The organism is Bacillus sp. CDB3, assembly GCF_002081505.1.
Lineage (GTDB): Bacteria > Bacillota > Bacilli > Bacillales > Bacillaceae_G > Bacillus_A > Bacillus_A cereus_AT.
Genome location: NZ_ALBR01000096.1, coordinates 113433 through 139423, shown reverse-complemented (window position 1 = coordinate 139423; position 25991 = coordinate 113433). Strand labels below are relative to the sequence as shown.

Here is a 25991-nt window from a genome sequence, read left to right as displayed (position 1 = left end):
CATCCTACTTCACCCCCAATGTTTTCAACGTATTTTGAAGCGGATCCCCTAGTAGTTCTGGCATTACTCCAATTGCGATAATACAAACGATAAGTAATATAACAGGAACGTACTCCCATCCGTGTATATCAGATTTTGCTTCCCATTCTTTCTTACCAAATGTCACTTGAAGTGTCGCTCTTAATACGTATACAGCGGTTAAAATAATTCCAAGTACACCTACGGCAGCTATAACTGGTTTCCCTTGAAATAAACCGAGAAAAGCAAGGAATTCGCTAATAAATCCAGACATCCCTGGCATTCCAAGCGATGCCATACCTCCCGCTAGGAAGAAGCCGCTAAGCACAGGAACACTTTTTGCGAGTCCACCAAGCGCTGTAATATCGGAAGTCCCAAAACGCTCTTCAATCATGCCAAGTAAGAAGAAGAGCAATGCCGCAATTAAACCGTGAGACACAACCTGGAACAGTGCCCCTTGTATACCTGGTGCATTTAACGCCGCAAGCCCCATTAATACAATGCCCATATGCGAAATACTAGAGTAAGCAAGCACCTTTCTAAAGTCCGTTTGGATGAGTGCTAGAAAGGCCCCGTACAATAAATTAATGACTCCTAAAATCGCAATTAGCGTTGCGAAATCACGAAAATGTTCTGGAAATAATCCTTTCCCGAAGCGAATAATACCGTATGCTCCAATTTTCAGTAAAACTCCCGCATGAAGCATAACTACAGCAGGATGCGCTTCTATGTGTACATTGACCATCCAGCGATGCAAAGGGAAAACAGGAAGCTTAATCGCAAAGGCAATCATTATGGCGAGAAACAAGCCGAACTGTAAGCTACTTGAGACCGCCATTCCTCCCCCAGCACCTACACTCGTTAATATTTCTTTAAGCTCCGTAATATTTGTTGTACCTGTTTTCGCAAATAAAACCGAGAAAACGATAAGTAAAATAGCTGATCCGATACCGTTATATATTAAATAACTATATGCAGCCTTTTCACTCGACAATTTCCCCCACTTGCCAATTAATAAAAACATTGGTGGCAACGTAATTTCAAAGAAGATGAAGAACAGCATTAAATTTTGAGCAGCGAAGACACCGAGCATCCCTATTTCTAGCATGAGTAATAGCATGTAGAATGCTTTTAAATTTCTTTTAATGGAAAATGCCGCAATTGCTGCGAGCATCGCTAGAAGGGCCGTCAGCACCATCATTACAAGCGATAAACCATCAATACCAATCTCGTAATAAATGGAAAACCATCTCTTATCTACCGCTGCAAAATCCCCAAATTTAATCCATTTCACTTTTTCATCAAATATCGATAAACTCTTTCCTGAAGCGTATGTACAAGCGAGGACGATAGCAATTCCAAATGGAAGCGCCGTTCCGAATAAACCAAGCGCCTGCACTGTACGCGATTCTCGTTTCGGCGTTAATAAAAGCAAGAGAATTCCTAAAAGTGGGGAAAAAATGAAGAACGTTAATAGTAATCCATTCACCGTAAATCCCCTCCCGTATATAACAAAATAATTAGGAGCACTGCGAGCGAAACGGCCGTTACAGTTCCGTACACTTGTACATTCCCATTTTGAAGCCGCGATCCTAGACGGCTCATACCTTTAACCAATCCCGCAATTAAAACTGCAATTCCTTCTACAACGTATACTTCAAATAAGCGAAGCACATGAGCGATTCCTTTCGTAATAGGAAGCACTGTAACATTGTAGAGTTCATCCACATAATATTTTTCTTTCAAAAGGTTATAAAGAGGCGTCCCTTCTCCGCCTGCCCAATCTCTAGAGATAGATTTCTTACCATATATGAAATATGCGAGGGCAATTCCCGCAAATGAAACGAGCGTCGCAACAATCATAATCCAAACAGGTCCATGTACTTCCTGCACTTTGAATCCTACATCTTTCGTAAGCCAATCCCCAAGAAACGTCCCGAACCACGGTGTATTTATATAGCCTGCCACTACCGCGAGAACACCAAGGACAATCATCGGATACGTCATTGTGCGAGGCGATTCATGCACCTCTTCCTTCGTCTTCGTTTCCCCTGTAAAGACAAGAAAGTATAGACGGAACATATAAAATGCTGTTAGAAATGCCGCAATTACCGCTAAAACGAATAGAAAGTAATTGCCATTCATCCAAGTCGCCGCTAAAATTTCATCTTTACTAAAAAATCCGGAAAGAAGAGGAACACCACTAATTGCAAGTGTGCCTATTAAAAACAGTACACCAGTTACTTTCATCTTTTTCTGTAAACCGCCCATTTTATTAATGTTTTGTGTATGGACTGCATGAATTACACTTCCTGCCGCCAAAAACAGTAATGCTTTAAAAAAGGCGTGTGTCGTTAAGTGAAAGACACCAGCTACATAACCAGCAGAGCCTAGCGCAAGCATCATATACCCGAGCTGACTAACTGTAGAATAAGCAAGAACCCTCTTAATATCCGTTTGTACAAGACCGATAGAGGCCGCAAAGATTGCGGTGAAAGCCCCAACGATTGCAACGGTTTGCATTGCTACCGCACTTGCTGAAAATAGTGGAAACATCGTCGCTACTAAATATACGCCGGCTGCAACCATCGTTGCTGCGTGAATAAGCGCCGAAACAGGCGTCGGTCCTTCCATTGCATCTGGCAACCACGTATGAAGCGGAAACTGACCTGATTTCCCCATCGCACCGATAAAAATTAATATCGCCGTTATTGTAATCATAGAAGGCGAGAGGTCACCCGTATGAATCGCTTTAAAGATCGCGTCATATTCAAAACTACCTGCGTGCCAAAAAATTAAAATCATCCCAATAAATAGCCCAACATCCCCAATGCGTGTCATAATAAAAGCCTTTTTCGCAGCAGCCTTCGCTTCTTCTTTAAAGAAATAAAAACCGATAAGTAAAAACGAACCAAGGCCGACTAACTCCCAAAATATATAAAGCTGTAGTAAATTCGTCGATATAACAAGCCCAAGCATTGCAAATGTAAAGAGCCCTAAATATGCATAAAAGGTTGGTAACCTTTCGTCACCTTTCATATAACCTTTTGAGTACACATGTACAAGAAAACTTACAAGTGTAACGATAAATAACATTAAAGCTCCCAATGCGGTAACTTCAAAACCAAATGATATATCTATATCTCCTGCCCTAAGCCATACCCACTTATACTTCACCGTATCGGATGAAAACCGTTCTATTAGTACCACTACCGCGGATATAAAAGAGAGAAAGGTAAAGAAAATACCTAGTACACTACTTCCCTCTCTAATTTTCTTCCCGAACACAATAAGTAACACAAACGAAACAAGCGGGAAAAGCGGTATGAGCCATGCATAATCGATCATTGTTTCCTTCCCCCTTTTCGGTCACAATGCTATCCTTTGAGCGTATCCATCTCATCTACATGAACTGTCGGACGATTACGGTACAAAGCAATCAAAATTGCAAGCCCTACCGCAGCCTCCGCTGCTGCTACAGACATCGTAAACAGTGAGAAAATTTGCCCTGTTAAATTCGGGAACAAACCTAATTTACTAAAGGCCACTAAGTTTAAATTGGCAGCGTTTAGCATTAATTCGATACAAACTAATACGATCACTGTATTTCGCTTTGTTAAAGCTCCAAATAAGCCGATGCAAAACAAAATAATCGCAAGTGTTAAATACGCAGAAGCTGGAACGCTACTCATGGGAATCCTCCTCTCCCTCATCTTTCTTCGCCAGTATAATTGCCCCTACAAGTGCTACAAGTAAAATAACTGAGGTTAACTCAAATGGAATAATATATTTTGAATAGAGAAGTGTACCGATTTGAAGTGTGTTGTTTTCATGGAGAGGTAAACTTCCTTGTGTGCTTTGATTTGAAAAATCGATACTATTAACAGCCAAATACATAACCGCTCCAAATACTACAACCGCAAAGAAGATAATCCATTTTCGAAGAGTAAGACGCGATTCATTTTCCGCATTATGTTTCGTTAACATAATGCCAAAAATCATAATAATTGTGATCGCACCAGAGTAAAGTAAAATTTGTGCAACACCGATAAACTCGGCTGATAAAAGAAAGTACAAACCTGCAATGCTGAGGAATGTAAGAACGAGAGCTAGCATCATATGCATGACTTTCGTTAAGTTCAACATAAGAACACCGCCGATAATCGCAGACAAGGATAGGATAAAGAATGCTACAAACTCGCCATTCATGCTTTATTCTCCTTCCTGACGTTCTCGTCGTTTTCGTCGAGCCACTGCAAATTTTTAAATAAATCATCACGTGAATACTCTGCGAGTTCGAAGTTATTTGTCATTACAATCGCCTCTGTCGGGCAAACTTCTGTACATAAATCGCAAAGAATACAAATTTCAAAATTAATATCGTACGTGTCGATAATTTTCCCTTTTTTCGTAGGATCAGGATGTTTTTTTCCCGTTAATTGAATGCAATCTGTCGGACAAATATTGGAACACTGATTACAAACAATACATTTCTCTGGATAAAACTTTTGAATACCCCGAAAGCGATCTGGTAATGGCAACGGCTGATTCGGATAATCATACGTCACCTTTTTCTTACTCAAATTACTAAGCGTATATTTTAAACCTTTAAATAGTCCTTTCATCTCTTACTGGCACCCCCTTTATAGATTAGAAGAATAACTCCTTAATCAATGCCGTTAAGAAAATATTTGCAAGTGCAATTGGCAATAATACCTTCCAGCCAAACTCCATTAACTGGTCACCTCTTATACGCGGGAACGTAACGCGGAACCAAATTAATAGAAAGACCACACTGCTGAATTTCAAAGCAAACCATACTGCTCCTGGAATAAATCCAAGGAACATAACTGGATTCCATCCGCCTAAAAAAAGTACTGTAATTAAAGATGCCATCCCGAAGAAATACACATACTCTGAAAGCATGAAAAACGCCCAGCGAAACCCTGAGTATTCCGTATGGTATCCAGAAACAAGTTCTGACTCCGCTTCGGGTAAATCAAACGGCGTCCTATTTAACTCTGCAACTGCCGCAATTAAGAAAACGACGAAACCGATCGGCTGCGCGAAAATGTACCATACCTTCTCTTGCGCCGCTACAATCTCATTTAAATTAAGGCTACCAGCTAACAAAACGACGCCAATTACACTCATCACAAGTGGAATCTCATAAGAAATCATTTGCGCTGCTGCGCGCATCCCTCCTAGAAGGGAGTATTTATTATTCGATGCCCATCCCCCGGTTACAACGCCGATCGTCGTAATCCCAGAAACAGCAATGTAATACAGTAATCCTACACCAATATCCGCGAACTGAAATTTATCAGTAAATGGGATAACCGCAAGTACCATAAATGCTGGTGCGAAAGCAATAACAGGCGCTAATATAAACAACGGTTTATCTGCAGCCTTCGGAATGCTATCTTCTTTTAATAATAATTTCAAAACATCAGCTACCGTTTGTAATAAACCGAACCGGCCCCCAACTTGGTTTGGTCCAATCCGCCCTTGCATAAATCCCATCACTTTCCGTTCTGCCAAAATACCGTATGTAACGAAGCCAAGGACTGCAAATAATAAAAGCACCGCTAATCCGAAAAAAATGAAGAAATTCGTCCAGCTTGAAGGTGATTGTAAGAGCGTCTCAATCATTAGCCGTCAACCTCCCCAAGTACAATATCAACTCCACCTAAAATCGTAATTAAATTGGCGATGTTTTCACCTTTCAATAACTTCGGTAAGATTTGCAAATTATAAAAAGATGGTCTGCGGAATTTCAGACGGTATGGCTCTTTCTTTCCATCACTAGCAATATAGCAACCAATCTCTCCCCGCGGTGACTCTATACGGACAAATGCTTCTCCCTTAGGTGCTTTAATAATTTTCGGCACTTTTGCCAGCACGGCTCCATCTTTTGGGAACTGCTCAGCTGCTTGCTCAATAATTTTTAATGACTCCTCAATTTCTTTCATCCGGCAAACGTAGCGATCCCAGGCATCCCCCACACTCCCAACAGGAATGTCAAAGTCAAAACGATCATAAATAGAATACGGCTCATCTTTGCGAAGATCAAAATGAACTCCCGTGCACCGCAAATTCGCTCCGCTCAGAGAGTACGAGATCGCCTCTTCCGCGCTATATATGCCAACGCCTTTCACACGATTTAAGAAAATTTCATTTCCGCTAACGAGGTCGTGATACCCTTCCAATTGCTCTCTCATATACGGAACAAACTCTTTCACCTTCTCAATCCAGCCGTCCGGCGCATCCCACTTCACGCCGCCGACTCTCATATAGTTGAAAGTAAGCCTTGCACCGCACAATTCATTTAATAAATTTATAATCATCTCTCGTTCACGAAATGCGTATAAAAACGGACTAACCGCCCCTATATCAAGCAGGTTCGTCCCCCACCAGACGAGATGACTTGCAACCCTTCCCAGCTCCATCGCAAGCACACGTAAGTATTCAGCACGCTCCGGAATCTCAAGTCCCATCATTGTCTCTACAGCATGGCAAATGACGTAGTTATTCGTCATCGCTGATAAATAGTCCATTCGATCTGTATACGGGATAATTTGTGTATACTGCAAGCTCTCAGCAATCTTTTCTGTCCCGCGATGCAAATACCCGATAACTGGTGTAGCCTCTTTAATAATTTCCCCGTCAATCTTAATTACAAGCCGAAACACACCATGTGTACTCGGGTGCTGCGGTCCAACATTTAAGAGCATCTCCTCCGTACGGATCACAAGCTACACCTCCACATCATACGGTTCATAATCTTTCCTAAGTGGATACCCTACCCAATCATCCGGCATTAGAATGCGAGATAAATTAGGATGACCTTTAAATACAATACCTAGCAAATCATACGCTTCACGCTCCGGCCAATCTGCCCCTTTCCAAAGCGGCGTCACCGATTCTACTTGCGGCGCTTCCCTATCCAGCTTTACCTTCACTGCTACTGACTGCTTCTTTCCATATGAAAATAAATGAACATATACTTCCATATGTGTCACAAAATCCGTCGCATGTAGCTCTGACATATAATCAAAAGCAAGTCCCTCATGCAATCGCATTAACTCCATCACTTCATAATATTTTGAAGGCTCCACCACAAGAGTTGGAACATCTTTTGAAAGCTTATTAATATAGGAATCTACTAATGCATATTCCCCTACCTTCTCCTTAACAACCTCCACATATTGATTTAAATACGGTTGGTTAACTGATGGTTCTTCCTGCTGCGGTTCATCTTCTATCTTATTTACAGCTCCCTTTGCTCTTGCCGCAGCAGCGGCTTTCGCTTTCGCGGCTGCAATAGCCTTTGCTTTTTCATCTCCAGAATCTCCATCACCTTGCGAGGATTTTACTTTCGCTAGTGCCGCTGCTTTTGCCTTTGCAGCTGCTACAGCCTTTGCCTTCGCTTTTGCTTTTTCTTCTTCCGTTACTTCTTCTGTTCCTTCTCGCTTTTGCTTCGCTAGTGCCGCCGCCTTCGCTTTCGCCTTTTCTTCTTCCGTTACTTCTTCTGTTCCTTCTCGCTTTTGCTTCGCTAATGCCGCTGCTTTCGCTTTTGCAGCTGCTGCGGCCTTTGCCTTCGCTTTCGCCTTTTCTTCTTCCGTTACTTCTTCTGTTCCTTCTCGCTTTTGCTTCGCTAGTGCCGCCGCTTTCGCTTTTGCAGCTGCTGCGGCCTTTGCCTTCGCTTTTGCTTTTTCTTCGTCCGTTACTTCTTCTGTTCCTTCTCGCTTTTGCTTCGCTAATGCCGCTGCTTTCGCTTTGGCGGCTGCTGCGGCCTTTGCCTTCGCTTTTGCTTTTTCTTCGTCCGTTACTTCTTCTGTTCCTTCTCGCTTTTGCTTCGCTAATGCCGCTGCTTTCGCTTTTGCAGCTGCTGCAGCAAGACGTTTTGCTTCTTCTACATTAACTTTTTCATCTTTTGGTAGCGCTTTCTCTTTTTCTCGATGTTCTCCTTCAAGTTTAGACATTTCCGTCTCATGTTTCGCGGCAAGACGTTTTCGCGCTTCCTCTTTCGCATGACGGGCTGCTTCTCTCTTCATACTTTCTAAATCTTTATTTGGATCACTCATTTATTCGTCACCTGCTTCCCTGTCTTCGCCTCGTAACGAATTTTTTCTTTTAATTTATTAATTCCATAAATTAAAGCGGCAGGGTTTGGTGGGCATCCAGGAATATATACATCAACTGGTACAATTTGATCTACACCTTTCACAACCGCATACGAATTCACATACGGACCACCGGCTGTTGCACAAGATCCCATCGCAATTACCCACTTCGGTTCAGGCATTTGATCATATAAGCGCCGAACAATAGGCGCCATTTTCTTCGTTACCGTTCCTGACACAATCATGACATCCGATTGTCTTGGTGACGTCCGAAAAAATGACCCAAATCGATCTAAATCGTAATGTGATGAACCTACTCCCATCATTTCAATCGCACAGCATGCCAGTCCAAATGTCATCGGCCATAAAGAGTTGCTCCTCGCCCATCCCTTGAGCTGTTCCAGTGTAGAAAAAAAGATATTCCTTTCTAATTCCGCTCGCTCCTGTGGGTGTAATTCCTCAAAATTTATAACCATTGTAACACCTTCTTTTTCCAAGCATACGCTAATCCAACCAACAACATCACAACAAAAATGAACATTTCAATCAGTGCAAATAAACCCAGCTTGTCATATGCAACAGCCCATGGATATAAAAATAAAGTTTCTACATCAAAGATGACGAACAATAAAGCAAAAATATAATAACGAGCATGAAACCGAATATTCGCATCATGAAAAGGCTCAATTCCACTCTCATACGTCGTCGCTTTTGCTGCACTCGGTTTATTTGGACGCAGCATTTTCCCTAATGTAAGAGCCACTACCGGCAGCAATATACCTAATAGCAAGAAAATCAAAACAATCATATAACTATTTTCATATACACTTGCCATTGTGAAACCCTCCCCCCTGAATTAAGAACAAGTTCACATAGTAAACAATATGTCTTACTTGCATCATTTATTATTTTTAAATTTTTCTAAATAATGCAACTATTTTAATCATTATAGCAAACTTCAAATTCCTATGTCGATATATTGGGAACAGAAACAACAATTAATACTTACTAAACAAATCTATTTTTACAACTCATTATAAATGTGTAAAATAAATATAGAAATTCTATATATTTTTCAAGCAATCCTAAAAAACATAAACTACAAAAGGTGGTTCTTATGTATATACAGTGGGTGATATAAATGACAAAACAAGCACACGTAAGTATTCTTATAAGCATTTCATTATTGTATATAGCTATTCATTACGTATCAATGTCCTTTTTATATGAGTACGCACTCCCATTTCAAATATTAACTGGCATCAGTACCATATTAATTGATATTACAATTTGCAGTTATATATTTTATTTTTTAAATGTAAAACAAGGGTTATCTCGTTTGTTTTGGATAACATTAACTATCGGATCCTTCTCTTATTTCATCGGTGATATAGTAGTTGCTTATCAACGCTTAATTCTGCATGACTACTATACATTCGTTGATCCATCAGACTTTTTTTACTTATTATTTTTAATTAGCTTTGCATGTGCCTTTCTATATGAAATTATTTATGACCGAAACTTATTGGAACAGCTTTCTACGATATGTGATATTTGTATTATTGTTACAGCTCAATTTACTTTAAGCTACTATTTGCTTATCGAAAGAACCATTCATATTTTCACAACATCATATATCGACATGTTTGTTCAACTCACGTATCCAATGGCTGATTTACTCTTTCTTTTAATAGGAATCAATCTTTTATTTAGACCATTATTCTTACTACCAAAACAAGTTGGTGCTCTTCTTGGCAGTGCCTTAATTTTGTATGCTACTACAGATGCTATTTATGCTTATATAAAATACTTCCAGCCTGAGTACTCTATGTTCACAGTTGCTCCATTCTATCAAGTAACTTTAGTATTGGTAGCAATCGCTTGTATACTTCACACAAAAGAGCCTGAAAAACAAGAACAAGTATTACTAACACCTCAATTGGGTGAATCAATCCGATTATCATTACCGTATATTTCTGTAGTGATGCTTATTGTTTTTATATTGGTCGAAAATGTTTTTGCACCTATCGTAGTAATTGGACTGATGGTAACTTTCGCCTTCGTTCTCATACGCCATATGTTAGTCCGAAGACAAAATAAAATATTATTACTAGCACAAATGCAATTCAACTTGGAACTCGAGAAACAAATTGAACTACGTACAGAAGATTTAGTAGAACAAAAAAATGAATTATATCATAACCAACAAATGTTTAAATCTTTATACGAGCATCATCCAGATCCAATTTTCACATTAGATTTGTACGGTAATTTTCTAAATGTGAACAACGCTGGAACTACTTTACTCGGTTATCAAACGAATGAATTATTAAACCAACCATACTATTCACTTATGTATGAAGAAGATTTGGAAGAAATCATTAATGCCTTTCATCACGTAAAAAAAGGGAACTCTATTTCTTTAGAAATACGGGCATATCATAAAAATAGAGATATTTACTATTTGCATGTTACAGCTGTTCCCATCTTTTTAAAGGAACATATTTCTGGAGTTTATTTAATGATTAAAGATATTACAGAAAGCAAGCAGCAACAAGAACAAATTAATTTCCTAGCATATCACGATACTTTAACGGAACTTGCAAACCGCCGTTCATTTCATCAGCAGTTAGAACAAGCAATTGCACGAGCAAAAATATCAAAAAGACCTTTTGCTGTTATGTTTCTAGACCTAGATCGCTTTAAAGTTATTAATGATACCCTTGGTCACCGGGTAGGAGATCTCCTATTAATTGCAGTAGCAAAAAGGCTCGAACGAATATCGACACAGAATATGAAACTTGCTCGACTAGCTGGGGATGAGTTCACAATCCTTATCGAAAATTATAACAAAAGAACAGATGTAAAAAGGATAGCTGATAGGATTGTAGTGGCCATGAACGAACCATTCGAAATCGAAAATCAACATTTACACATCTCACCGAGTATCGGGATTGCCATATACCCTGAAGCAGGCGAAGACCCACTGTCTATTTTGCAACATGCCGATATGGCCATGTACGAAGCAAAAAATAAAGGGAAAAATCGTAGCTCTCTTTACACGAAAGAACTGTATAAGAAAATGGAACGAAAAGCTCGAATCGAAAAAGACTTGCCACTCGCTTTAGTAAACAACGAATTTTATCTCGTCTATCAACCCCAAATTGATACGACAACAAATAAAATTATCGGTGCTGAAGCATTAATACGTTGGAAACATCCACTATTAGGTGACATCTCACCATGCGAGTTCATTCCAATTGTAGAAGAGACACCACAAGTCGTTCCGCTTGGACATTGGGTGTTAAGAGAATCTTGTCGTCAACTAAAAATATGGAAAAGTTTTGGATATACAAACTTAAAAATGAGTGTCAATTTATCAGCGAGAGAATTTCAACAAAATCAATTAATCGAAAATATTTCACGAATACTAAAGGACGTTGAGATTGACCCGAAAGATGTAACACTTGAACTAACAGAACGAATTGCGATGATTGATGAAAAAGAAACATTATCTAGACTAAAGCAATTAAAAGAATATGGTATTCAAACGTCCATCGATGACTTCGGTACCGGCTATTCTTCTCTTGCTTATTTATCAATCTTCCCTATCGATACATTAAAAGTACCAAAAGAATTTACACAACTAGCCGATCATCGACCTGAAGAAAGAGCCATCGTTTCCACTATCCTTTCTCTGGCAAATACTTTAAATCTCTCCGTCGTTGCTGAAGGAATTGAAACAGAAAAACAGCTTAAATTTTTGAAGAAAAATAACTGTAAATACATGCAAGGTTACTATTTTAGTAAACCTCTAACAAGTAAAGAATTTATAAGATTTCTACAAAAAACACCCAGTATGAACCAATAGTTCACTGGGTGTTTTTTTATCCCGCTATTTGCGGGCGATGAAACTAGTAATCCGCGGAGGATGGCCCTCACTGATTAAAGTTTCACTTTACCCCGCATTAACGGGCAGTAAGATTCCCACCTCAAAATTAGGCTGGAGCAAAGAAGCTAGGTGGGAGATCAACTGCCCGTAAATGCCCGATTGGTGAAGGCTAATAATCAGTGGGGGATAACCCCTCCCCACTGATTAAAGTTTCACTTTATAGTGTTGGAATTTTTTTCTCGTAATATTCTTCTGCAATCTCTTCGTAAAAAGCTGCTGACGTAGTATAAAAATATGGAATTAACCATAAAAAATCCAATCCCTAATGTAATACAACTCAATATAAACCAACCAATAAAACTTAAACATAAAATGAAATACTCCATTTTATGTCCATCCATCATACGACGGCTTTCTGTAATAGCTTGATTTATGGAATACTCCGGATGATCATTTATTATAAAGTACGTCATCGAATATGAAAATGATTTAATAATACCTGGAATAATAAATAGTAAGCACCATAAGAAAATATAAATGTTTACTACTATATATAATAAAAATGACTTTATAAACTTACTTCCTTCTGTAAACCATCTGAATATATGCCCAATACGCGCTTCTTTTTCACGAATTAAATGTAGCGCTAAATAATAACCACCTAGCGTTAATGGACCTACCAACAATATTGTAATAACGTCTACTGTAAGTGAGTTATTTACTTCTTTCCAATCCCAAACCTGAGAGAAAATGAAATCAATACTAAAACTAAAAGCTGACATAAGAATCGAAATAAGTAATGTTGCCCCAACAGCTAATCCCCATTTTCCTTCTAGTGAGTCCAGCGCTTCTCCTTTTAAATCACTAATCATAATTGACCTCCTATACGTAACAATTCTATTAGTATAGCATGTTCCTACTGCAATTCACCTTTTGCAATATAGCGATAAAAATGCGCTGTCGTTGTACCTACATATGGACTAAGCCAAAGAAATCCTATTCCAAGAGTAAAAATCGCTAAGATAGCCCATCCTATGAAGCTAAGCCATAAAAGAAATAAATCTAGTTTATGTCCCTTCATAAGGTTCTTACTTTCTTTCATCGCCTGCGAAACACTGTATTCTGGTTTTTCAACCATCACATAATACGTCATCAAATATGAAAAATACAGAACAGCGATTACAATGATCGAAATAGCTAGTAAAACAAAGAAAGCGATTATGAAAGATGGGTTGGCATTCTCATCAAAAAAGCCTAATATCCCAAATACAATCATTCCAAGCATCGGAACCCACGTACCTGTATATAACAAAAGTGCAAGCATAGCCCACATTGTTTTCATCATTCTTTTAAAACCACGAAATCCTTCAAATAAATAATCTACTCTAGCATCTTCTCGTTTACTTATTTGTAGAAACACATTCGTATAACCGTATGAAGTAATACCATAAGCTGCAGAACCTAAAATTATCATAAGGCAATAAAAAATCCCAAACGTAATACTAGCTCCAATTGACATCGCTCCTTCTTCAATTGAACCAGTTGAAATAGTCACTAAAAGAAATATTATAACTCCTGGAATTAATAGTATAAGCATTACAGCCATTGAAACGACGTAACTTATAATATGATATAAAATCGTCGATCCAACACCTAAGCCCCATTTCCCCTTCAAGGAATGTAATGCTTCTTGTTTCATTTCACCGATCATTTGTTCATCTCCTTTATAAAATATAAATCGCTCTATATTCTCTACTTACACAAGCAATGACATAATTATACCATTTTTGTTAATTTATTCATAAACAACAAAAAAATCCGTGAAGGCGAAGCCCTCACGGATTTTTATTTCATATCGGAAACGTTTAAACGGTTCACAGCACGCTGCAAGGCCATTTCTGCACGTCTAAAGTCAACATGTGCTTGTTTATCTTGCATACGTTGCTCAGCGCGACGTTTCGATTCATTTGCACGATGGATATCGATATGGTTTGCTTCTTCAGCAGATGATGATAATATAGTTACTTTATCTGGACGAACTTCGATAAAGCCACCGCTTACTGCTACATAATCAGTGTGCCCACCATTTTTCAGACGAACCGCACTAATTTTTAATGGTGCAACAGTTGGAATGTGACCTGGTAAGATCCCCATTTCCCCACTCTCTGCTTTTACGCTTACCATTTCTACTTCTTTTTCGTAAACCGGTCCATCAGGAGTTACAATACTGACTGGAAATGTCTTCATAATTCGTCCCTCCTAAGGCCTTACGCCATCATTTTCTTCGCGTTTTCAATAACTTCTTCAATGCTACCTACTAAGCGGAATGCATCTTCTGGAAGGTCATCATATTTTCCTTCTAGAATTTCTTTGAAGCCACTAACTGTATTTTTTACAGGTACATAAGAACCTTTTTGACCTGTAAACTGCTCAGCTACGTGGAAGTTTTGAGATAAGAAGAATTGAATACGACGAGCACGATGTACAACTAACTTATCTTCTTCAGATAACTCATCCATACCTAAGATAGCGATGATATCTTGAAGCTCTTTATAACGCTGTAAAGTTTGCTGTACTTGACGAGCTACTTCATAATGCTCTTCTCCTACGATTTCTGGAGAAAGTGCACGAGATGTAGATGCTAATGGATCTACGGCTGGGTAAATACCCATTTGTGTTAAACGACGCTCTAAGTTTGTTGTTGCATCTAAGTGAGCGAACGTTGTAGCTGGTGCTGGATCCGTATAGTCATCGGCTGGTACATATACCGCTTGGATAGACGTGATAGATCCTTTATTTGTAGATGTAATACGCTCTTGTAATTGACCCATTTCTGTTGCAAGTGTTGGTTGGTAACCTACCGCAGATGGCATACGACCAAGAAGGGCAGATACTTCAGAACCTGCTTGCGTGAAACGGAAGATGTTATCGATGAACAATAGTACGTCTTGTCCTTGCTCATCACGGAAATGCTCAGCCATTGTTAAACCTGTTAATGCAACACGTTGACGTGCTCCAGGTGGCTCATTCATTTGTCCGAATACCATCGCAGTTTTCTTGATTACGCCAGAATCGCTCATTTCATGGTATAAGTCATTACCCTCACGAGTACGCTCACCTACACCAGCGAATACAGAGATACCACCATGCTCTTGTGCGATGTTATTGATTAATTCCTGAATTAATACTGTTTTACCTACACCGGCACCACCGAATAGACCGATCTTACCACCCTTAATGTAAGGAGCAAGTAAGTCTACTACTTTAATACCAGTTTCAAGAATTTCTACTTTAGTAGATAATTCTTCGAATGCAGGTGCTTGACGGTGAATTGGATCACGGTGTACATCCGCAGGAAGTTCACCATCTAAGTCAATTGCATCACCTAATACGTTAAATACACGACCAAGTGTTGCATCACCAACTGGTACAGAGATTGCTTTACCAGTATCTTCTACTTCTGTGCCACGAACAAGTCCATCTGTGGAAGACATTGCAACTGTACGAACTGTGTCATCACCTAAATGAAGTGCAACTTCAAATGTTAAGTTAATGCTTGCTCCGTTTTCGTTGCTTTGTTTTACCGTAAGGGCGTTGTAGATTTCTGGTAGCTTTCCGCCATCAAACTTAACGTCTACAACCGGACCCATGATTTGCGTAACGCGCCCTTTATTCATCGGGTTCCCTCCTAGCTTTCTTTTAATTAGCCAACTTTCTAAGAGAAGTCGGCTTTTAATTTTTTATTAGTTTATAGCTTATGCGACTCTTTTGACAGAGCCGCTTCCACCTTTTATTGAATCTAGCTCCGGCGGTTAGAATGTTCGGTGGCTTCGCTTTTTCCTGCGAGGCACAAATCGCCTCTACGTCAAAAGCTCCATCCCCCTCTCATTCTGAACGAACCGCCTACGCTTTTTAATACTATTCTAACGCTGCTGCTCCACCAACGATTTCCGTAATCTCTTGCGTAATCGCTGCTTGACGCGCACGGTTGAATGAAAGTGTAAGTGAATCGATAACTTCCATTGCGTTGTCTGTAGCACTCTTCATTGCTGTCATACGCGCTGCGTGTTCACTTGCTTTACCGTCTAGTAATGCACCGTACACTAAGCTTTCTGCGTATTGTGGCAATAATACTTTTAAAATTTCTTCTTCAGAAGGTTCGAATTCATAAGCTGTCGTCGGTTTGTCAGACGCCACATCAGTAAGCGGTAAAATTTTATTTTCCGTTACTTCTTGTGAAATTTTACTTACGTAATGGTTGTAGTAAATATACAGCTCATCATAAGCACCATCTGCAAACATCGCAATTGCTCGAGAAGCAAGATCTTTAATATCAGTAAATGATGGGTGGTCAGATAATCCAACTACTTCATCAATGATGTTAAAGCCGCGACGTTTTAAATAATCACGTCCTAGTCGTCCAAGCACAATAATTGAATATTGGTTTGAATCCATATTATGACGTTCACGAATTACGTTACTTACTGTACGTAATACGTTACTGTTATAACCACCTGCTAGTCCGCGATCAGATGTAATAACGATGTATCCTGTACGCTTTACAGGACGCGCATTTAGCATTGGGTGATTAATCCCTTTACTTCCTTGCGCAATGTTCGCTACTACTTCTTGAATCTTTTCCATATACGGAACGAAAGATTTAGCATTTTGCTCTGCACGGTTTAACTTAGATGCAGATACCATCTCCATCGCTTTCGTAATTTGGCTCGTTTTCTTTGTCGAGGTAATCTTCGCTTTTATATCGCGTAAAGATGCCACAGGTTTTCACCACCTTTTTTCCAGAAGTTGGCACGATTAGTAAGAATCCTCTTCCTAATCTACGTTGCAAGATATTCTTGCTCATGATTGAAGGAAAAGAATAGGTGCACCTACTCTTTTCCTTTACATAACCGTCAGCAATCTCAAATCTTGAGATGCCTTTTATATGATCTAGCTAAGCCACAATCGGCTTCACTTTTATTTATTATTCAGAAGCTACGAATACTTTTTTAAATCCGTTAATTGCTGCTGCAAATTTGTCGTCATCCGCAAGTTTCTTAGTTGTGCGGATTTCTTCTAATAAGTCAGTAGCATTAGAATCTAACCAAGCATGGAATTCTTCTTCGAAACGAGTGATATCTACTACTGGGATATCATCTAGGAATCCACGTGTTAAAGCGTAAAGAATGATAACTTGTTTCTCTACACGTAACGGTTTGTGTAATCCTTGTTTTAATACCTCAACTGTACGAGCACCACGGTTTAATTTCGCTTGTGTTGCTTTATCAAGGTCAGAACCGAACTGAGCGAACGCTTCTAACTCACGGTAAGATGCAAGGTCAAGACGAAGTGTACCTGATACTTTACTCATCGCTTTAATCTGAGCAGATCCACCAACACGAGATACTGAAGTACCCGCATCGATCGCTGGACGTACGCCAGAGAAGAATAAGTCAGATTGTAAGAAGATCTGTCCGTCCGTAATAGAAATTACGTTTGTTGGGATGTAAGCTGATACGTCCCCTGCTTGTGTTTCGATGAAAGGTAGTGCAGTTAAAGAACCGCCGCCTCTTGCATCACTTAATTTTGCTGCACGCTCTAATAAGCGAGAATGTAAGTAGAATACATCCCCTGGATAAGCTTCACGACCTGGAGGACGACGTAATAGTAATGAAAGCTCACGGTAAGCCGCTGCTTGTTTTGATAAGTCATCATATACTACTAATACGTGTTTACCATTGTACATGAACTCTTCACCCATTGTTACACCAGCGTAAGCAGCTAGGTATAATAATGGAGCTGGTTGAGAAGCTGATGCAGTTACAACGATTGTGTAATCTAATGCACCGTGCTTACGTAGTGTTTCTACTACGTTACGTACAGTTGATTCTTTTTGTCCGATAGCTACATAGATACAAATCATATCTTCATCTTTTTGGTTAATGATTGTATCAAGTGCAACTGCTGTTTTACCTGTTTGACGGTCACCGATGATTAACTCACGTTGACCACGGCCAATTGGTACAAGAGCATCGATCGCTTTAATACCTGTTTGAAGTGGCTCATGAACAGATTTACGATCCATTACACCTGGTGCTGGACTTTCGATTGGACGAGTGTTTGTTGTATTGATTGGGCCTAAACCATCAACTGGTTGACCTAATGGGTTTACAACACGACCGATTAGTTCTTTCCCTACTGGTACTTGCATGATGCGACCAGTACGACGAACTTCGTCACCTTCACGGATTTCTGTGTAAGGTCCTAAAATAATGATACCTACGTTGTTTTCTTCTAAGTTTTGTGCTAGCCCCATAACGCCGTTAGAGAACTCTACAAGTTCACCAGCCATAACGTTATCAAGACCATGAGCACGCGCGATACCGTCACCAACTTGGATAACTGTACCAACATCACTAACTTCGATTTCAGACTGATAGTTCTCGATTTGTTGCTTTATCAGTGCGCTAATTTCTTCAGCTCTGATGCTCATGTGCTTCACCCCTATCTATTCTTCATTAATTCACGTTGAATACGTGCTAATTTTCCTTGTAAACTTCCATCGTAAATGCGATTTCCAATACGTACTTTAATACCGCCTAGTAAATCTTCATCTACAACATTTTTCACGCGAATTGCGTCTTTTCCCGTTCTCTTTGCAAATGCTTCAGCAACGTTAAGCTTCTCTTCTTCTGATAGAAGACGAGTAGAATATACAGTTGCATCCGCTACGTTACGTTCTTCATTAGCAAGAACAACATATTCATCTGCAATTTCAGGTAAGATTTCAATACGCTTGTTATCAATTAAAATATATAACGTATTTAAAATAGATTCAGAAACAGATCCGAATACGTTTGCAAGAAACGTTTTCTTCTGCTCTTTTGAAATGTTCGGTTGCGTTAAAAAGCTATGTAGTTCTCCGTTCTTTACATAAACGTTTTGTACAAGGCGTAATTCCTCTTCAAACATTTCTAATACGTGTTTTTCTTTTGCAATTTTAAAAAGAGCGACAGCATAACGTTTTGCTACAATCCCATTGCTCATCGCGCTTCTCCTACTTCTTTAATATAATCGCGAATTAACTTCACTTGATCTTCTTCTTTTAACTCTTTTTCAATTACTTTAGAAGCAATTTGAACAGATAAAGAAGCGACTTGTTCTTGTAAAGCAGCAATCGCTTGCTCTTTTTCGCGTTGAATTTCTTGTACAGCAGATGCTTTAATTGATTCTGCTTCTTCTTTCGCAGCAGCAACAATAACATCTTTTTGATCTACAGCTTGTTTTTTCGCTCTTTCGATTAACTCTTGTGCTTCAACACGCGATTGTTTTAACATTTCACGTTGTTCTTCTACTAATTTCTTCGCTTCAGCGTTACTTCTTTCTGCAGCGTCGATTTCACTAGTAACATGCTCTTCACGTTCTTTCATAATTCCCATTAAAGGACCCCACGCAAATTTGCGTAGCATTACTAATAGAAGTAAGAAAATGAACAATGTATAAGCAATCGTTCCAAATGGAATGGCAGCCCCTAATAATAAAGTTGGCACAAGGATTCACTCCCTTCAAAATATCTAAATTGATCATATGAAAAAAAAAGACATACGTTTCGTTCATAAAGCAATGGCGAAGAAAGTTCAAAAAACACTCTTCGCCATCTATGTAAGGGGAGTCTCCCTTATTTGTTCATTACGATGAAAGCAATAACTACACCGATGATTGGAAGTGCCTCAACTAAAGCAACCCCGATGAACATAATTGTTTGAAGTGCGCCTTTTAATTCTGGTTGACGAGCAACACCTTCGATTGTACGTGATACGATAAGACCGTTACCAATACCTGCACCTAATGCTGATAAACCAATTGCAATTGCAGCTGCGATTACACCTAAACTCATTTAATTTGTCCTCCTTTGTATTATAAAAAAATAAATTTTTTCTTACTTAAATTATATTAATGGTCATGGCTTACTTTATGAGCCATATAAACCATCGTTAACATAACGAAAATAAATGACTGGATCGATCCAACGAATACGCTGAATCCCATCCATGCTAACATTGGTACAAGCGCACCTAATGCTCCAAGGAATGATGCCCCGCCTAACTTAGCAAGTAATCCTAATAAGATCTCACCTGCATAAATGTTACCGAATAAACGAAGACCTAACGTTAATGTGTTAGCAAACTCCTCAATAACCTTTAATGGGAATAAGAATTTCATTGGTTGGAAATAACCTTTAACATATTCTTTCGTACCCTTCATCTTAATTCCATAATAATGGGTGAGGGTAACTACCATCACGGCTAATGTTAATGTAACTGCTGGATCAGACGTTGGTGATCTCCACCATGCAATATGTTCGCCAGCCTCAACTGTTGAATACATGAATGGTAAACCAAGGAAGTTCGATACGATGATAAACATGATAAGCGTAACGCCAAGCGTTAAGAAACGTCCACCTGTTTTCCAGTCCATCGTACTATTGATAATCCCTTTCACGAAGTCAAACACCCATTCCATGAAGTTTTGCATCCCGGTTGGGCGAAGGGCTAAACTGCGAGTTCCGATAACAGCGATTAAGAAAACAATAACTGCTGCTACAGTAACCATCATAACTGATGACAAATCGAACGTTAAACCTAGAAATTCAACTAATTTACCGTGTTCCACTAGTAATTCACCTCTCTTCCCTGCTCTTATACTCTAAATAAAGAAAATCTATGATCATGACAAGGTATCCTGTCAGCAATCCTACACCTAGGCCCCACATCGCAATTAGCTCTTGATATTTGGCTGCAAATAAAATTAATAACCCAATCGTGGCAAATCTTGAATATGTACTTACCGCTGTCGCCTTAAACTTCACGTTTTCTCCATTTGTTACGCGATCTAATAGCTTGTCTGTTCTACGTGCAATGATGCGCAAACTAAGAAAACTGAAAATCGTTCCGATAATCAGTCCAAGAAATACATCCTTGTAAGAGGTAAATCCCCATCCTAGCACTAGAAGCGCAAGCAAGTAGTACATATATTTCTTTTGTCTTTGGACAAGTCCATGTACGTCTATCATCATTGCTCTCCCGAATAGTAATGTCGAATGAGTCGAATCATTGCGTATATCCCTGTTCCTAAACCGAGTAATAACCCTATAATAAGAAACAATGGAAACGTTCCAACCTTATTATCAATCCATTGCCCACCAAAGATTCCAATAAGAATAGAACCGACTAACTGAGCAAGAATTCCTGACATTAAAGCATATGCTTTTATATGGCTGCGATCGTTTTTTTGCAAGGATTCATCCCTCCAATATGTAACCCTCATTCACGATGTGTTAATAATAACTCATTTTTCTGCATAAATTCTATACAAAATAAAAAGTTTACATTTTCGTCACGGAATAGATGCATTTTTGTCACTGAAAGCCCTACCATCTATCCCCGTTGTTAGCATACAATAGGGTATTAACAGTGTCAACGAGAAATCGTAAAAAATCAAAAAATTTGAGTATTAGTCATTTCCTCCCAAAAATGAAAACGTTCCCCTTCTAAATACTGGTTAGAGATATGCAATTTCTAACAGTTTTCTCTTTATAATAGAAGAAAATGTTCACAAGTTTGTCACTATTATATTTTTAAGATATAGCGCTTTCCTTCCATAATATAGTGTTCCCAAGACGTAAGACTTCTATATTATATGTGATGTGTATGCAACTTATGTTGTATAGACCCTGTATATTTATCTCCCCCTCCCCCGCACTCTCAGGGCGAAAAAAAAGACGAGTGGGGACTCCCCTCTCGTCTGTTGTCTTACTTCGTTCCGAATAAACGGTCACCAGCATCACCAAGACCTGGAACTACATAACCATGGTCATTTAGCTTCTCATCTAATGCTGCTACATAAATATCAACATCAGGATGCTCTTCTTGTACTACTTTTACTCCTTCTGGAGCAGCTACGATACACATTAATTTAATTTGCTTTGCACCGCGCTTTTTCAGAGAATTAATTGCTTCAGCTGCAGAACCACCTGTTGCTAGCATTGGATCTAGTACGATAAAGTCACGCTCTTCTACATCCGTTGGAAGTTTCACATAGTATTCTACCGGTTGCAATGTTTTAGGATCACGGTATAAACCAACGTGTCCTACTTTTGCTGCTGGAATTAATTTCAGAATTCCATCAACCATTCCTAAACCTGCACGTAAAATCGGAATTAAACCAAGTTTTTTACCAGCGATCACTTTTGTTGTCGCTTTGCTTACAGGCGTTTCAATTTCAATGTCTTTAAGTGGAAGGTCGCGAGTAATTTCGAAAGCCATTAAGCTTGCTACTTCGTCCACTAATTCACGAAAATCTTTCGTACCTGTATTCTTATCGCGAATATATGTAATCTTATGTTGAATTAACGGGTGATCAAATACATACAGTTTTCCCATGTGAATCTCTCCTTTAGATGATATTCATGCGTTTACACGCTTTTTTACACTATTTACGATTGTAAAGAAAACGCTACTAATATTCAAGGGCAAATTTGGCAAAATCATGATTTTGTGATGAATCTATCTAGTATCTTTACCAATTATGGGAGGTGTATCCTTCATTATATCGCCAAAATTTATTCATCATTTGTATACATACTTTAAAAACAATATATGTCCCAAAAAAAGACTACTAAAACAATTACGTTTCAGCAGTCTTTTTCAATCTATTATAGATTTGTATACATTGGGAATTTGCTCGTTAACGCTTCTACACGTTTACGCGCTTCTTCTAATGCAACTTCATTCTCATGATTTTTTAATGTATAAGCAATAAGTGCTGCAATTTCATCCATTTCTTCTAAGCCGAAACCACGAGATGTTACAGCTGCCGTACCGATACGCACGCCGCTTGTTACAAATGGGCTTGCTGTTTCAAATGGAATTGTATTTTTGTTCACTGTAATACCAACTTCATCTAATACGTGCTCTGCTACTTTACCTGTGATTTCTAAGCTACGAACATCAATCAAGATTAAGTGATTGTCTGTTCCACCAGAAACAAGTGTAAGTCCTTCTTTTTGAAGACCTTCAGCTAAGCGGTTCGCATTATTAATGATATTTTGTGCATATGTTTTAAACTCATCTTGTAGTGTCTCACCAAACGCAACAGCTTTTGCAGCAATTACGTGCATAAGTGGACCACCTTGGATACCAGGGAAGATTGATTTATCAATTTGTTTTGCAAATTGCTCTTCACATAAAATCATACCACCACGTGGACCACGTAATGTTTTATGTGTTGTCGTTGTAACGAAATGTGCATGTGGTACTGGGTTTGGATGTAAACCAGCAGCTACTAAACCAGCGATATGTGCCATATCAACCATAAAGTATGCACCCACTTCATCTGCAATCTCACGGAATCGTTTGAAATCGATAACACGAGGATATGCACTTGCACCTGCAACGATTAATTTTGGTTTATGTTCTTTCGCTTTTGCTAATACATCATCGTAATTAATACGGTGAGATTCAGCATCCACGCCATATTCTACGAAATTATATTGTACTCCACTGAAGTTAACAGGGCTTCCGTGTGTTAAGTGACCACCATGAGATAAATTCATACCAAGTACTGTATCGCCTTGCTCTAAAATTGTGAAGTATACTGCCATGTTCGCTTGTGCACCAGAATGTGGTTGAACATTTACATGCTCTGCACCAAAAATTTCTTTCGCGCGATCACGTGCGATATCTTCCACTACGTCTACGTGCTCACAGCCACCATAGTAACGTTTTCCAGGATATCCTTCAGCATACTTATTCGTTAAAACAGAACCTTGCGCCTCCATTACTGCTTCACTTACGAAGTTTTCCGAAGCAATTAACTCAATCTTTGAACGCTGTCTTCCTAGTTCTGCCTCAATTGCAGCAAATACCTTTTCATCTTGACGTTTTAAATGATCCACCAAAATCCCCCTTTTCTGAACGAATTACATCGATTCCCAATAGTTTTTTCTCATTTATTCAGAAAAAACGAAAATTCAGGTTGTAATTCTTTCGAACCTTCATGTTTTCAACTACATTCTAACATGACTTTCTATATCATAAAAGAAAAAAAAGACCGAAATCGGTCTTTTCTTTCTTCTATTATAAAGTCAGACTACATACCTTTTATCTTTCGATATAAAGCTATTATGCGACTTTATAATTTTTCACGTTTAACGGCAAGGAATAGCTTCTTCATTTGCCGCATAAACAGCACGTGCTCCACCTATTAGTTTTCCACGTGTTTTCGCCATCGTTACATGCGCACTTCCTATTTCCTTCACACTTGTACGAACCGGAACAGCTACATGTTTTAAATGCATACCGATAAATGTATCGCCGATATCCATTCCTGCATCTGCTTTAATAAACTCAATTACTACCGGATCTTTAAAATTGTGATACGCATACGTCGCTAATGCACCACCTGCTGATCTAACAGGCGTAACTGTTACAATTTCAAACTGATATTTCATCGCTACATCTCTCTCAACTACTAAAGCACGATTTAAATGCTCACAACATTGAAACGCCAATTCAATACCTGTTCCCTCTTGAAATTGCTTTAATTCAGAAAAAATCGCCTCTGCCACTTCCATCGTTCCTGATGTTCCAATTCTTTCACCTAGCACTTCGCTCGTGCTACACCCCACTACAAAAATTTGACCACTTTGCAGCGTGGCTTGTTCTTGGAAATCAGAAAGCGATATTTGTAGCTGTTCTCTTACCTTTACGATTTCTGTCATTACGCCTCTTCCTTTCACAGGTTGGTTCACCAAATTATATTTCATACTACTTATAGTTAGAATCTATTACTTTGTTTCGTACGTTTTAATTTTTCCTACGCGGTTTTCGTGACGGCCACCTTCATAGTCAGTTGTTAACCAAATTTTTGCGATATCACGCGCTAGACCAGCCCCAATTACACGCTCGCCCATTGCTAGCATGTTAGTGTCATTATGCTCTCTCGTCGCTTTCGCACTAAAAGTATCATGAACTAACGCACAACGAATACCGTTTACTTTGTTTGCCGCGATTGACATGCCGATGCCTGTCCCGCAAACTAAAATACCACGATCTACTTCACCATTTGCGACCATTTCTGCTGCTGGAAACGCAAAATCAGGGTAATCAACAGAACCAGCTTCACATTCACAACCTAAATCAATATATTCAATATTTAATTCTTCTAATAAACTTACAAGTTCTTTACGGATATTCATACCGCCGTGATCAGATGCTACTACTACTTTCATTTTTACCCCTCCAAAGTTTCAATCAATTATCTTCATTTCGCACTCGCTCCCTTAATGGAACGAAGTGATCTCCAATATCGTATTATACACGAAACATCAACCTTCTGAATGTTTTTTCAGGAAAGTTTGTACAAGTTTTTCCATCTCTTCTAGCGTTTCTTTATAAATAGAAAGCGATCCGCCAAATGGATCTGAAATATCCTTACTTATACCCTCAGTTAATCCATATAATGTATCCAATTTCTTTTCAACACTCGGATAATGCCCAAGTACAATTTGCTTATGGTTTTCCGTCATTGTTACTACAATATCCGCCCAATCAACCAAAGTTTCATTTACCTGCTGCGCGGCATGATCGATTGCAATTCCTTTTTCAGCTAAAGCTTCTTTTGCATGTACCGACGCATCGCTTCCAGGATAGGCGAAAACACCAGCAGATTGCACTTCAAATTTACCTTCTCCGTAATGACGAAGCAAAGCCTCAGCCATCGGACTACGGCATGTATTTCCAGTGCAAACAAATAACACTCGTTTCATCTAAACCCACCCCTTTTTTCTGTTTTCTACCATTTATCATAGCGTACATTAGAATAGAACAAAAGAAATGTGAATATACGAAAGGCGCATTTCTCTTATATTTTTTCTAAGAAAAATGCGCCTTATC

Annotated in this window: 28 protein-coding genes and 1 pseudogene; 1 reads left to right on the top strand and 28 read right to left on the bottom strand. The window is 39.0% G+C overall.

The features are described 5' to 3' along the window. Positions 1-4: 4 nt before the first annotated feature. The 10 genes from CDB3_RS24110 to nuoA are packed head-to-tail and all read right to left on the bottom strand — an operon-like array spanning position 5 to position 8979. Positions 5-1507, bottom strand: a complete 1503-nt coding sequence (locus tag CDB3_RS24110) for an NADH-quinone oxidoreductase subunit M (RefSeq protein ID WP_128856216.1) — start codon at positions 1505-1507, stop codon at positions 5-7. After that, on the bottom strand, positions 1504-3366 hold the full coding sequence (gene nuoL, locus CDB3_RS24105; RefSeq protein WP_128856215.1) for an NADH-quinone oxidoreductase subunit L: 1863 nt from the start codon (positions 3364-3366) through the stop codon (positions 1504-1506). The genes CDB3_RS24110 and nuoL overlap by 4 nt, the downstream gene beginning before the upstream one ends. 29 nt (positions 3367-3395) lie before the next feature. After that, entirely contained in the window at positions 3396-3710 is a 315-nt protein-coding gene (nuoK, locus tag CDB3_RS24100) for an NADH-quinone oxidoreductase subunit NuoK (RefSeq protein WP_000100081.1), read from the bottom strand. Continuing rightward, a complete protein-coding gene (locus CDB3_RS24095) occupies positions 3703-4227 on the bottom strand; it encodes an NADH-quinone oxidoreductase subunit J (RefSeq protein ID WP_128856214.1) in 525 nt (174 codons plus the stop codon). The genes nuoK and CDB3_RS24095 overlap by 8 nt, the downstream gene beginning before the upstream one ends. Further along, on the bottom strand, positions 4224-4643 hold the full coding sequence (nuoI, locus tag CDB3_RS24090) for an NADH-quinone oxidoreductase subunit NuoI (RefSeq protein WP_000677191.1): 420 nt from the start codon (positions 4641-4643) through the stop codon (positions 4224-4226). The genes CDB3_RS24095 and nuoI overlap by 4 nt, the downstream gene beginning before the upstream one ends. Positions 4644-4668: 25 nt before the next feature. Continuing rightward, complete coding sequence (nuoH, locus tag CDB3_RS24085) at positions 4669-5670, bottom strand: NADH-quinone oxidoreductase subunit NuoH (protein ID WP_048370068.1); 1002 nt, start codon at positions 5668-5670, stop codon at positions 4669-4671. Then, positions 5670-6770: an NADH-quinone oxidoreductase subunit NuoD gene (nuoD, locus tag CDB3_RS24080; protein WP_128856213.1), complete on the bottom strand. Its 1101-nt coding sequence runs from the start codon at positions 6768-6770 to the stop codon at positions 5670-5672. Before nuoD ends, nuoH begins: the two co-directional genes overlap by 1 nt. A gap of 3 nt (positions 6771-6773) precedes the next feature. Continuing rightward, positions 6774-8105, bottom strand: coding sequence for an NADH-quinone oxidoreductase subunit C (locus CDB3_RS24075; RefSeq protein WP_128856212.1), 1332 nt, complete (start codon positions 8103-8105; stop codon positions 6774-6776). Further along, positions 8102-8620, bottom strand: coding sequence for an NADH-quinone oxidoreductase subunit NuoB (gene nuoB / locus CDB3_RS24070; RefSeq protein WP_000236333.1), 519 nt, complete (start codon positions 8618-8620; stop codon positions 8102-8104). The genes CDB3_RS24075 and nuoB overlap by 4 nt, the downstream gene beginning before the upstream one ends. Next, positions 8611-8979 (bottom strand): NADH-quinone oxidoreductase subunit NuoA, encoded by a 369-nt coding sequence (gene nuoA / locus CDB3_RS24065; RefSeq protein WP_128856211.1) that lies wholly within the window; start codon positions 8977-8979, stop codon positions 8611-8613. The genes nuoB and nuoA overlap by 10 nt, the downstream gene beginning before the upstream one ends. A gap of 306 nt (positions 8980-9285) precedes the next feature. Between nuoA and CDB3_RS24060 the strand changes: the two genes are divergently transcribed. After that, a complete protein-coding gene (locus CDB3_RS24060; RefSeq protein ID WP_128856210.1) occupies positions 9286-12015 on the top strand; it encodes a putative bifunctional diguanylate cyclase/phosphodiesterase in 2730 nt (909 codons plus the stop codon). Between the two features lie 238 nt (positions 12016-12253). Here CDB3_RS24060 and CDB3_RS24050 read toward each other — a convergent pair. From CDB3_RS24050 to CDB3_RS23965, 18 genes and pseudogenes are all read right to left on the bottom strand, one after another. Next, positions 12254-12908, bottom strand: a pseudogene (locus tag CDB3_RS24050) (DUF975 family protein). A gap of 44 nt (positions 12909-12952) precedes the next feature. Further along, positions 12953-13747 carry a DUF975 family protein gene (locus tag CDB3_RS24045; RefSeq protein ID WP_128856209.1) on the bottom strand — a complete coding sequence of 265 codons (795 nt, stop codon included), beginning with the start codon at positions 13745-13747 and terminating at the stop codon, positions 12953-12955. Between the two features lie 134 nt (positions 13748-13881). After that, the gene (gene atpC / locus CDB3_RS24040; protein ID WP_002123795.1) at positions 13882-14283 is read right to left on the bottom strand and encodes a F0F1 ATP synthase subunit epsilon; all 402 of its coding nucleotides are present in this window, start codon (positions 14281-14283) and stop codon (positions 13882-13884) included. Positions 14284-14303: 20 nt separating this feature from the next. Continuing rightward, the gene (gene atpD, locus CDB3_RS24035) at positions 14304-15713 is read right to left on the bottom strand and encodes a F0F1 ATP synthase subunit beta (RefSeq protein ID WP_002123794.1); all 1410 of its coding nucleotides are present in this window, start codon (positions 15711-15713) and stop codon (positions 14304-14306) included. Between the two features lie 241 nt (positions 15714-15954). Continuing rightward, on the bottom strand, positions 15955-16815 hold the full coding sequence (gene atpG / locus CDB3_RS24030) for a F0F1 ATP synthase subunit gamma (RefSeq protein ID WP_128856208.1): 861 nt from the start codon (positions 16813-16815) through the stop codon (positions 15955-15957). A 205-nt stretch (positions 16816-17020) separates the two neighbouring features. Then, a complete protein-coding gene (gene atpA, locus CDB3_RS24025; RefSeq protein WP_000027511.1) occupies positions 17021-18529 on the bottom strand; it encodes a F0F1 ATP synthase subunit alpha in 1509 nt (502 codons plus the stop codon). A gap of 11 nt (positions 18530-18540) precedes the next feature. Then, entirely contained in the window at positions 18541-19083 is a 543-nt protein-coding gene (atpH, locus tag CDB3_RS24020; protein ID WP_000064687.1) for a F0F1 ATP synthase subunit delta, read from the bottom strand. After that, entirely contained in the window at positions 19080-19586 is a 507-nt protein-coding gene (atpF, locus tag CDB3_RS24015) for a F0F1 ATP synthase subunit B (protein WP_001142619.1), read from the bottom strand. Before atpF ends, atpH begins: the two co-directional genes overlap by 4 nt. Positions 19587-19714: 128 nt before the next feature. Next, complete coding sequence (gene atpE, locus CDB3_RS24010; RefSeq protein ID WP_000052064.1) at positions 19715-19933, bottom strand: F0F1 ATP synthase subunit C; 219 nt, start codon at positions 19931-19933, stop codon at positions 19715-19717. 56 nt (positions 19934-19989) lie between these two features. Next, on the bottom strand, positions 19990-20709 hold the full coding sequence (gene atpB / locus CDB3_RS24005) for a F0F1 ATP synthase subunit A (protein ID WP_061680019.1): 720 nt from the start codon (positions 20707-20709) through the stop codon (positions 19990-19992). 7 nt (positions 20710-20716) lie between these two features. Beyond that, on the bottom strand, positions 20717-21109 hold the full coding sequence (locus CDB3_RS24000; RefSeq protein ID WP_000567600.1) for an ATP synthase subunit I: 393 nt from the start codon (positions 21107-21109) through the stop codon (positions 20717-20719). Then, a complete protein-coding gene (locus CDB3_RS23995; protein WP_001171218.1) occupies positions 21109-21333 on the bottom strand; it encodes an AtpZ/AtpI family protein in 225 nt (74 codons plus the stop codon). The genes CDB3_RS24000 and CDB3_RS23995 overlap by 1 nt, the downstream gene beginning before the upstream one ends. A 26-nt stretch (positions 21334-21359) precedes the next feature. Then, complete coding sequence (locus CDB3_RS23990; protein WP_000232963.1) at positions 21360-21473, bottom strand: DUF4024 domain-containing protein; 114 nt, start codon at positions 21471-21473, stop codon at positions 21360-21362. A gap of 375 nt (positions 21474-21848) precedes the next feature. After that, positions 21849-22478 carry a uracil phosphoribosyltransferase gene (gene upp / locus CDB3_RS23985; RefSeq protein ID WP_000517539.1) on the bottom strand — a complete coding sequence of 210 codons (630 nt, stop codon included), beginning with the start codon at positions 22476-22478 and terminating at the stop codon, positions 21849-21851. A 272-nt stretch (positions 22479-22750) separates the two neighbouring features. Further along, complete coding sequence (gene glyA, locus CDB3_RS23980) at positions 22751-23992, bottom strand: serine hydroxymethyltransferase (protein ID WP_128856207.1); 1242 nt, start codon at positions 23990-23992, stop codon at positions 22751-22753. A 252-nt stretch (positions 23993-24244) separates the two neighbouring features. Next, a complete protein-coding gene (locus CDB3_RS23975; RefSeq protein ID WP_128856206.1) occupies positions 24245-24817 on the bottom strand; it encodes a TIGR01440 family protein in 573 nt (190 codons plus the stop codon). A gap of 66 nt (positions 24818-24883) precedes the next feature. Further along, a complete protein-coding gene (gene rpiB / locus CDB3_RS23970; protein ID WP_000869917.1) occupies positions 24884-25327 on the bottom strand; it encodes a ribose 5-phosphate isomerase B in 444 nt (147 codons plus the stop codon). A 96-nt stretch (positions 25328-25423) separates the two neighbouring features. Continuing rightward, positions 25424-25864: a low molecular weight protein arginine phosphatase gene (locus CDB3_RS23965; RefSeq protein WP_097831473.1), complete on the bottom strand. Its 441-nt coding sequence runs from the start codon at positions 25862-25864 to the stop codon at positions 25424-25426. Positions 25865-25991: the final 127 nt, after the last annotated feature.

Excerpts from the sequence above, each read along its gene's own strand:
- CDB3_RS23975 (WP_128856206.1), bottom strand. The coding sequence starts at position 24,817 with ATGACAGAAATCGTAAAGGTAAGAGAACAGCTACAAATATCGCTTTCT.
- atpE (WP_000052064.1), bottom strand. The coding sequence starts at position 19,933 with ATGAGTTTAGGTGTAATCGCAGCTGCAATTGCAATTGGTTTATCAGCA.
- upp (WP_000517539.1), bottom strand. The coding sequence starts at position 22,478 with ATGGGAAAACTGTATGTATTTGATCACCCGTTAATTCAACATAAGATT.
- atpC (WP_002123795.1), bottom strand. The coding sequence starts at position 14,283 with ATGAAGACATTTCCAGTCAGTATTGTAACTCCTGATGGACCGGTTTAC.
- nuoB (WP_000236333.1), bottom strand. The coding sequence starts at position 8,620 with ATGGTTATAAATTTTGAGGAATTACACCCACAGGAGCGAGCGGAATTA.
- atpH (WP_000064687.1), bottom strand. The coding sequence starts at position 19,083 with ATGAGCAATGGGATTGTAGCAAAACGTTATGCTGTCGCTCTTTTTAAA.
- CDB3_RS23990 (WP_000232963.1), bottom strand. The coding sequence starts at position 21,473 with ATGGTAGGGCTTTCAGTGACAAAAATGCATCTATTCCGTGACGAAAAT.
- atpD (WP_002123794.1), bottom strand. The coding sequence starts at position 15,713 with ATGAATAAAGGGCGCGTTACGCAAATCATGGGTCCGGTTGTAGACGTT.
- nuoH (WP_048370068.1), bottom strand. The coding sequence starts at position 5,670 with ATGATTGAGACGCTCTTACAATCACCTTCAAGCTGGACGAATTTCTTC.
- CDB3_RS23965 (WP_097831473.1), bottom strand. The coding sequence starts at position 25,864 with ATGAAACGAGTGTTATTTGTTTGCACTGGAAATACATGCCGTAGTCCG.
- CDB3_RS24060 (WP_128856210.1), top strand. The coding sequence starts at position 9,286 with ATGACAAAACAAGCACACGTAAGTATTCTTATAAGCATTTCATTATTG.
- nuoK (WP_000100081.1), bottom strand. The coding sequence starts at position 3,710 with ATGAGTAGCGTTCCAGCTTCTGCGTATTTAACACTTGCGATTATTTTG.
- nuoI (WP_000677191.1), bottom strand. The coding sequence starts at position 4,643 with ATGAAAGGACTATTTAAAGGTTTAAAATATACGCTTAGTAATTTGAGT.
- CDB3_RS24075 (WP_128856212.1), bottom strand. The coding sequence starts at position 8,105 with ATGAGTGATCCAAATAAAGATTTAGAAAGTATGAAGAGAGAAGCAGCC.
- CDB3_RS24045 (WP_128856209.1), bottom strand. The coding sequence starts at position 13,747 with ATGATCGGTGAAATGAAACAAGAAGCATTACATTCCTTGAAGGGGAAA.
- atpA (WP_000027511.1), bottom strand. The coding sequence starts at position 18,529 with ATGAGCATCAGAGCTGAAGAAATTAGCGCACTGATAAAGCAACAAATC.
- CDB3_RS24000 (WP_000567600.1), bottom strand. The coding sequence starts at position 21,109 with ATGATAGACGTACATGGACTTGTCCAAAGACAAAAGAAATATATGTAC.
- CDB3_RS24095 (WP_128856214.1), bottom strand. The coding sequence starts at position 4,227 with ATGAATGGCGAGTTTGTAGCATTCTTTATCCTATCCTTGTCTGCGATT.
- rpiB (WP_000869917.1), bottom strand. The coding sequence starts at position 25,327 with ATGAAAGTAGTAGTAGCATCTGATCACGGCGGTATGAATATCCGTAAA.
- nuoL (WP_128856215.1), bottom strand. The coding sequence starts at position 3,366 with ATGATCGATTATGCATGGCTCATACCGCTTTTCCCGCTTGTTTCGTTT.
- nuoA (WP_128856211.1), bottom strand. The coding sequence starts at position 8,979 with ATGGCAAGTGTATATGAAAATAGTTATATGATTGTTTTGATTTTCTTG.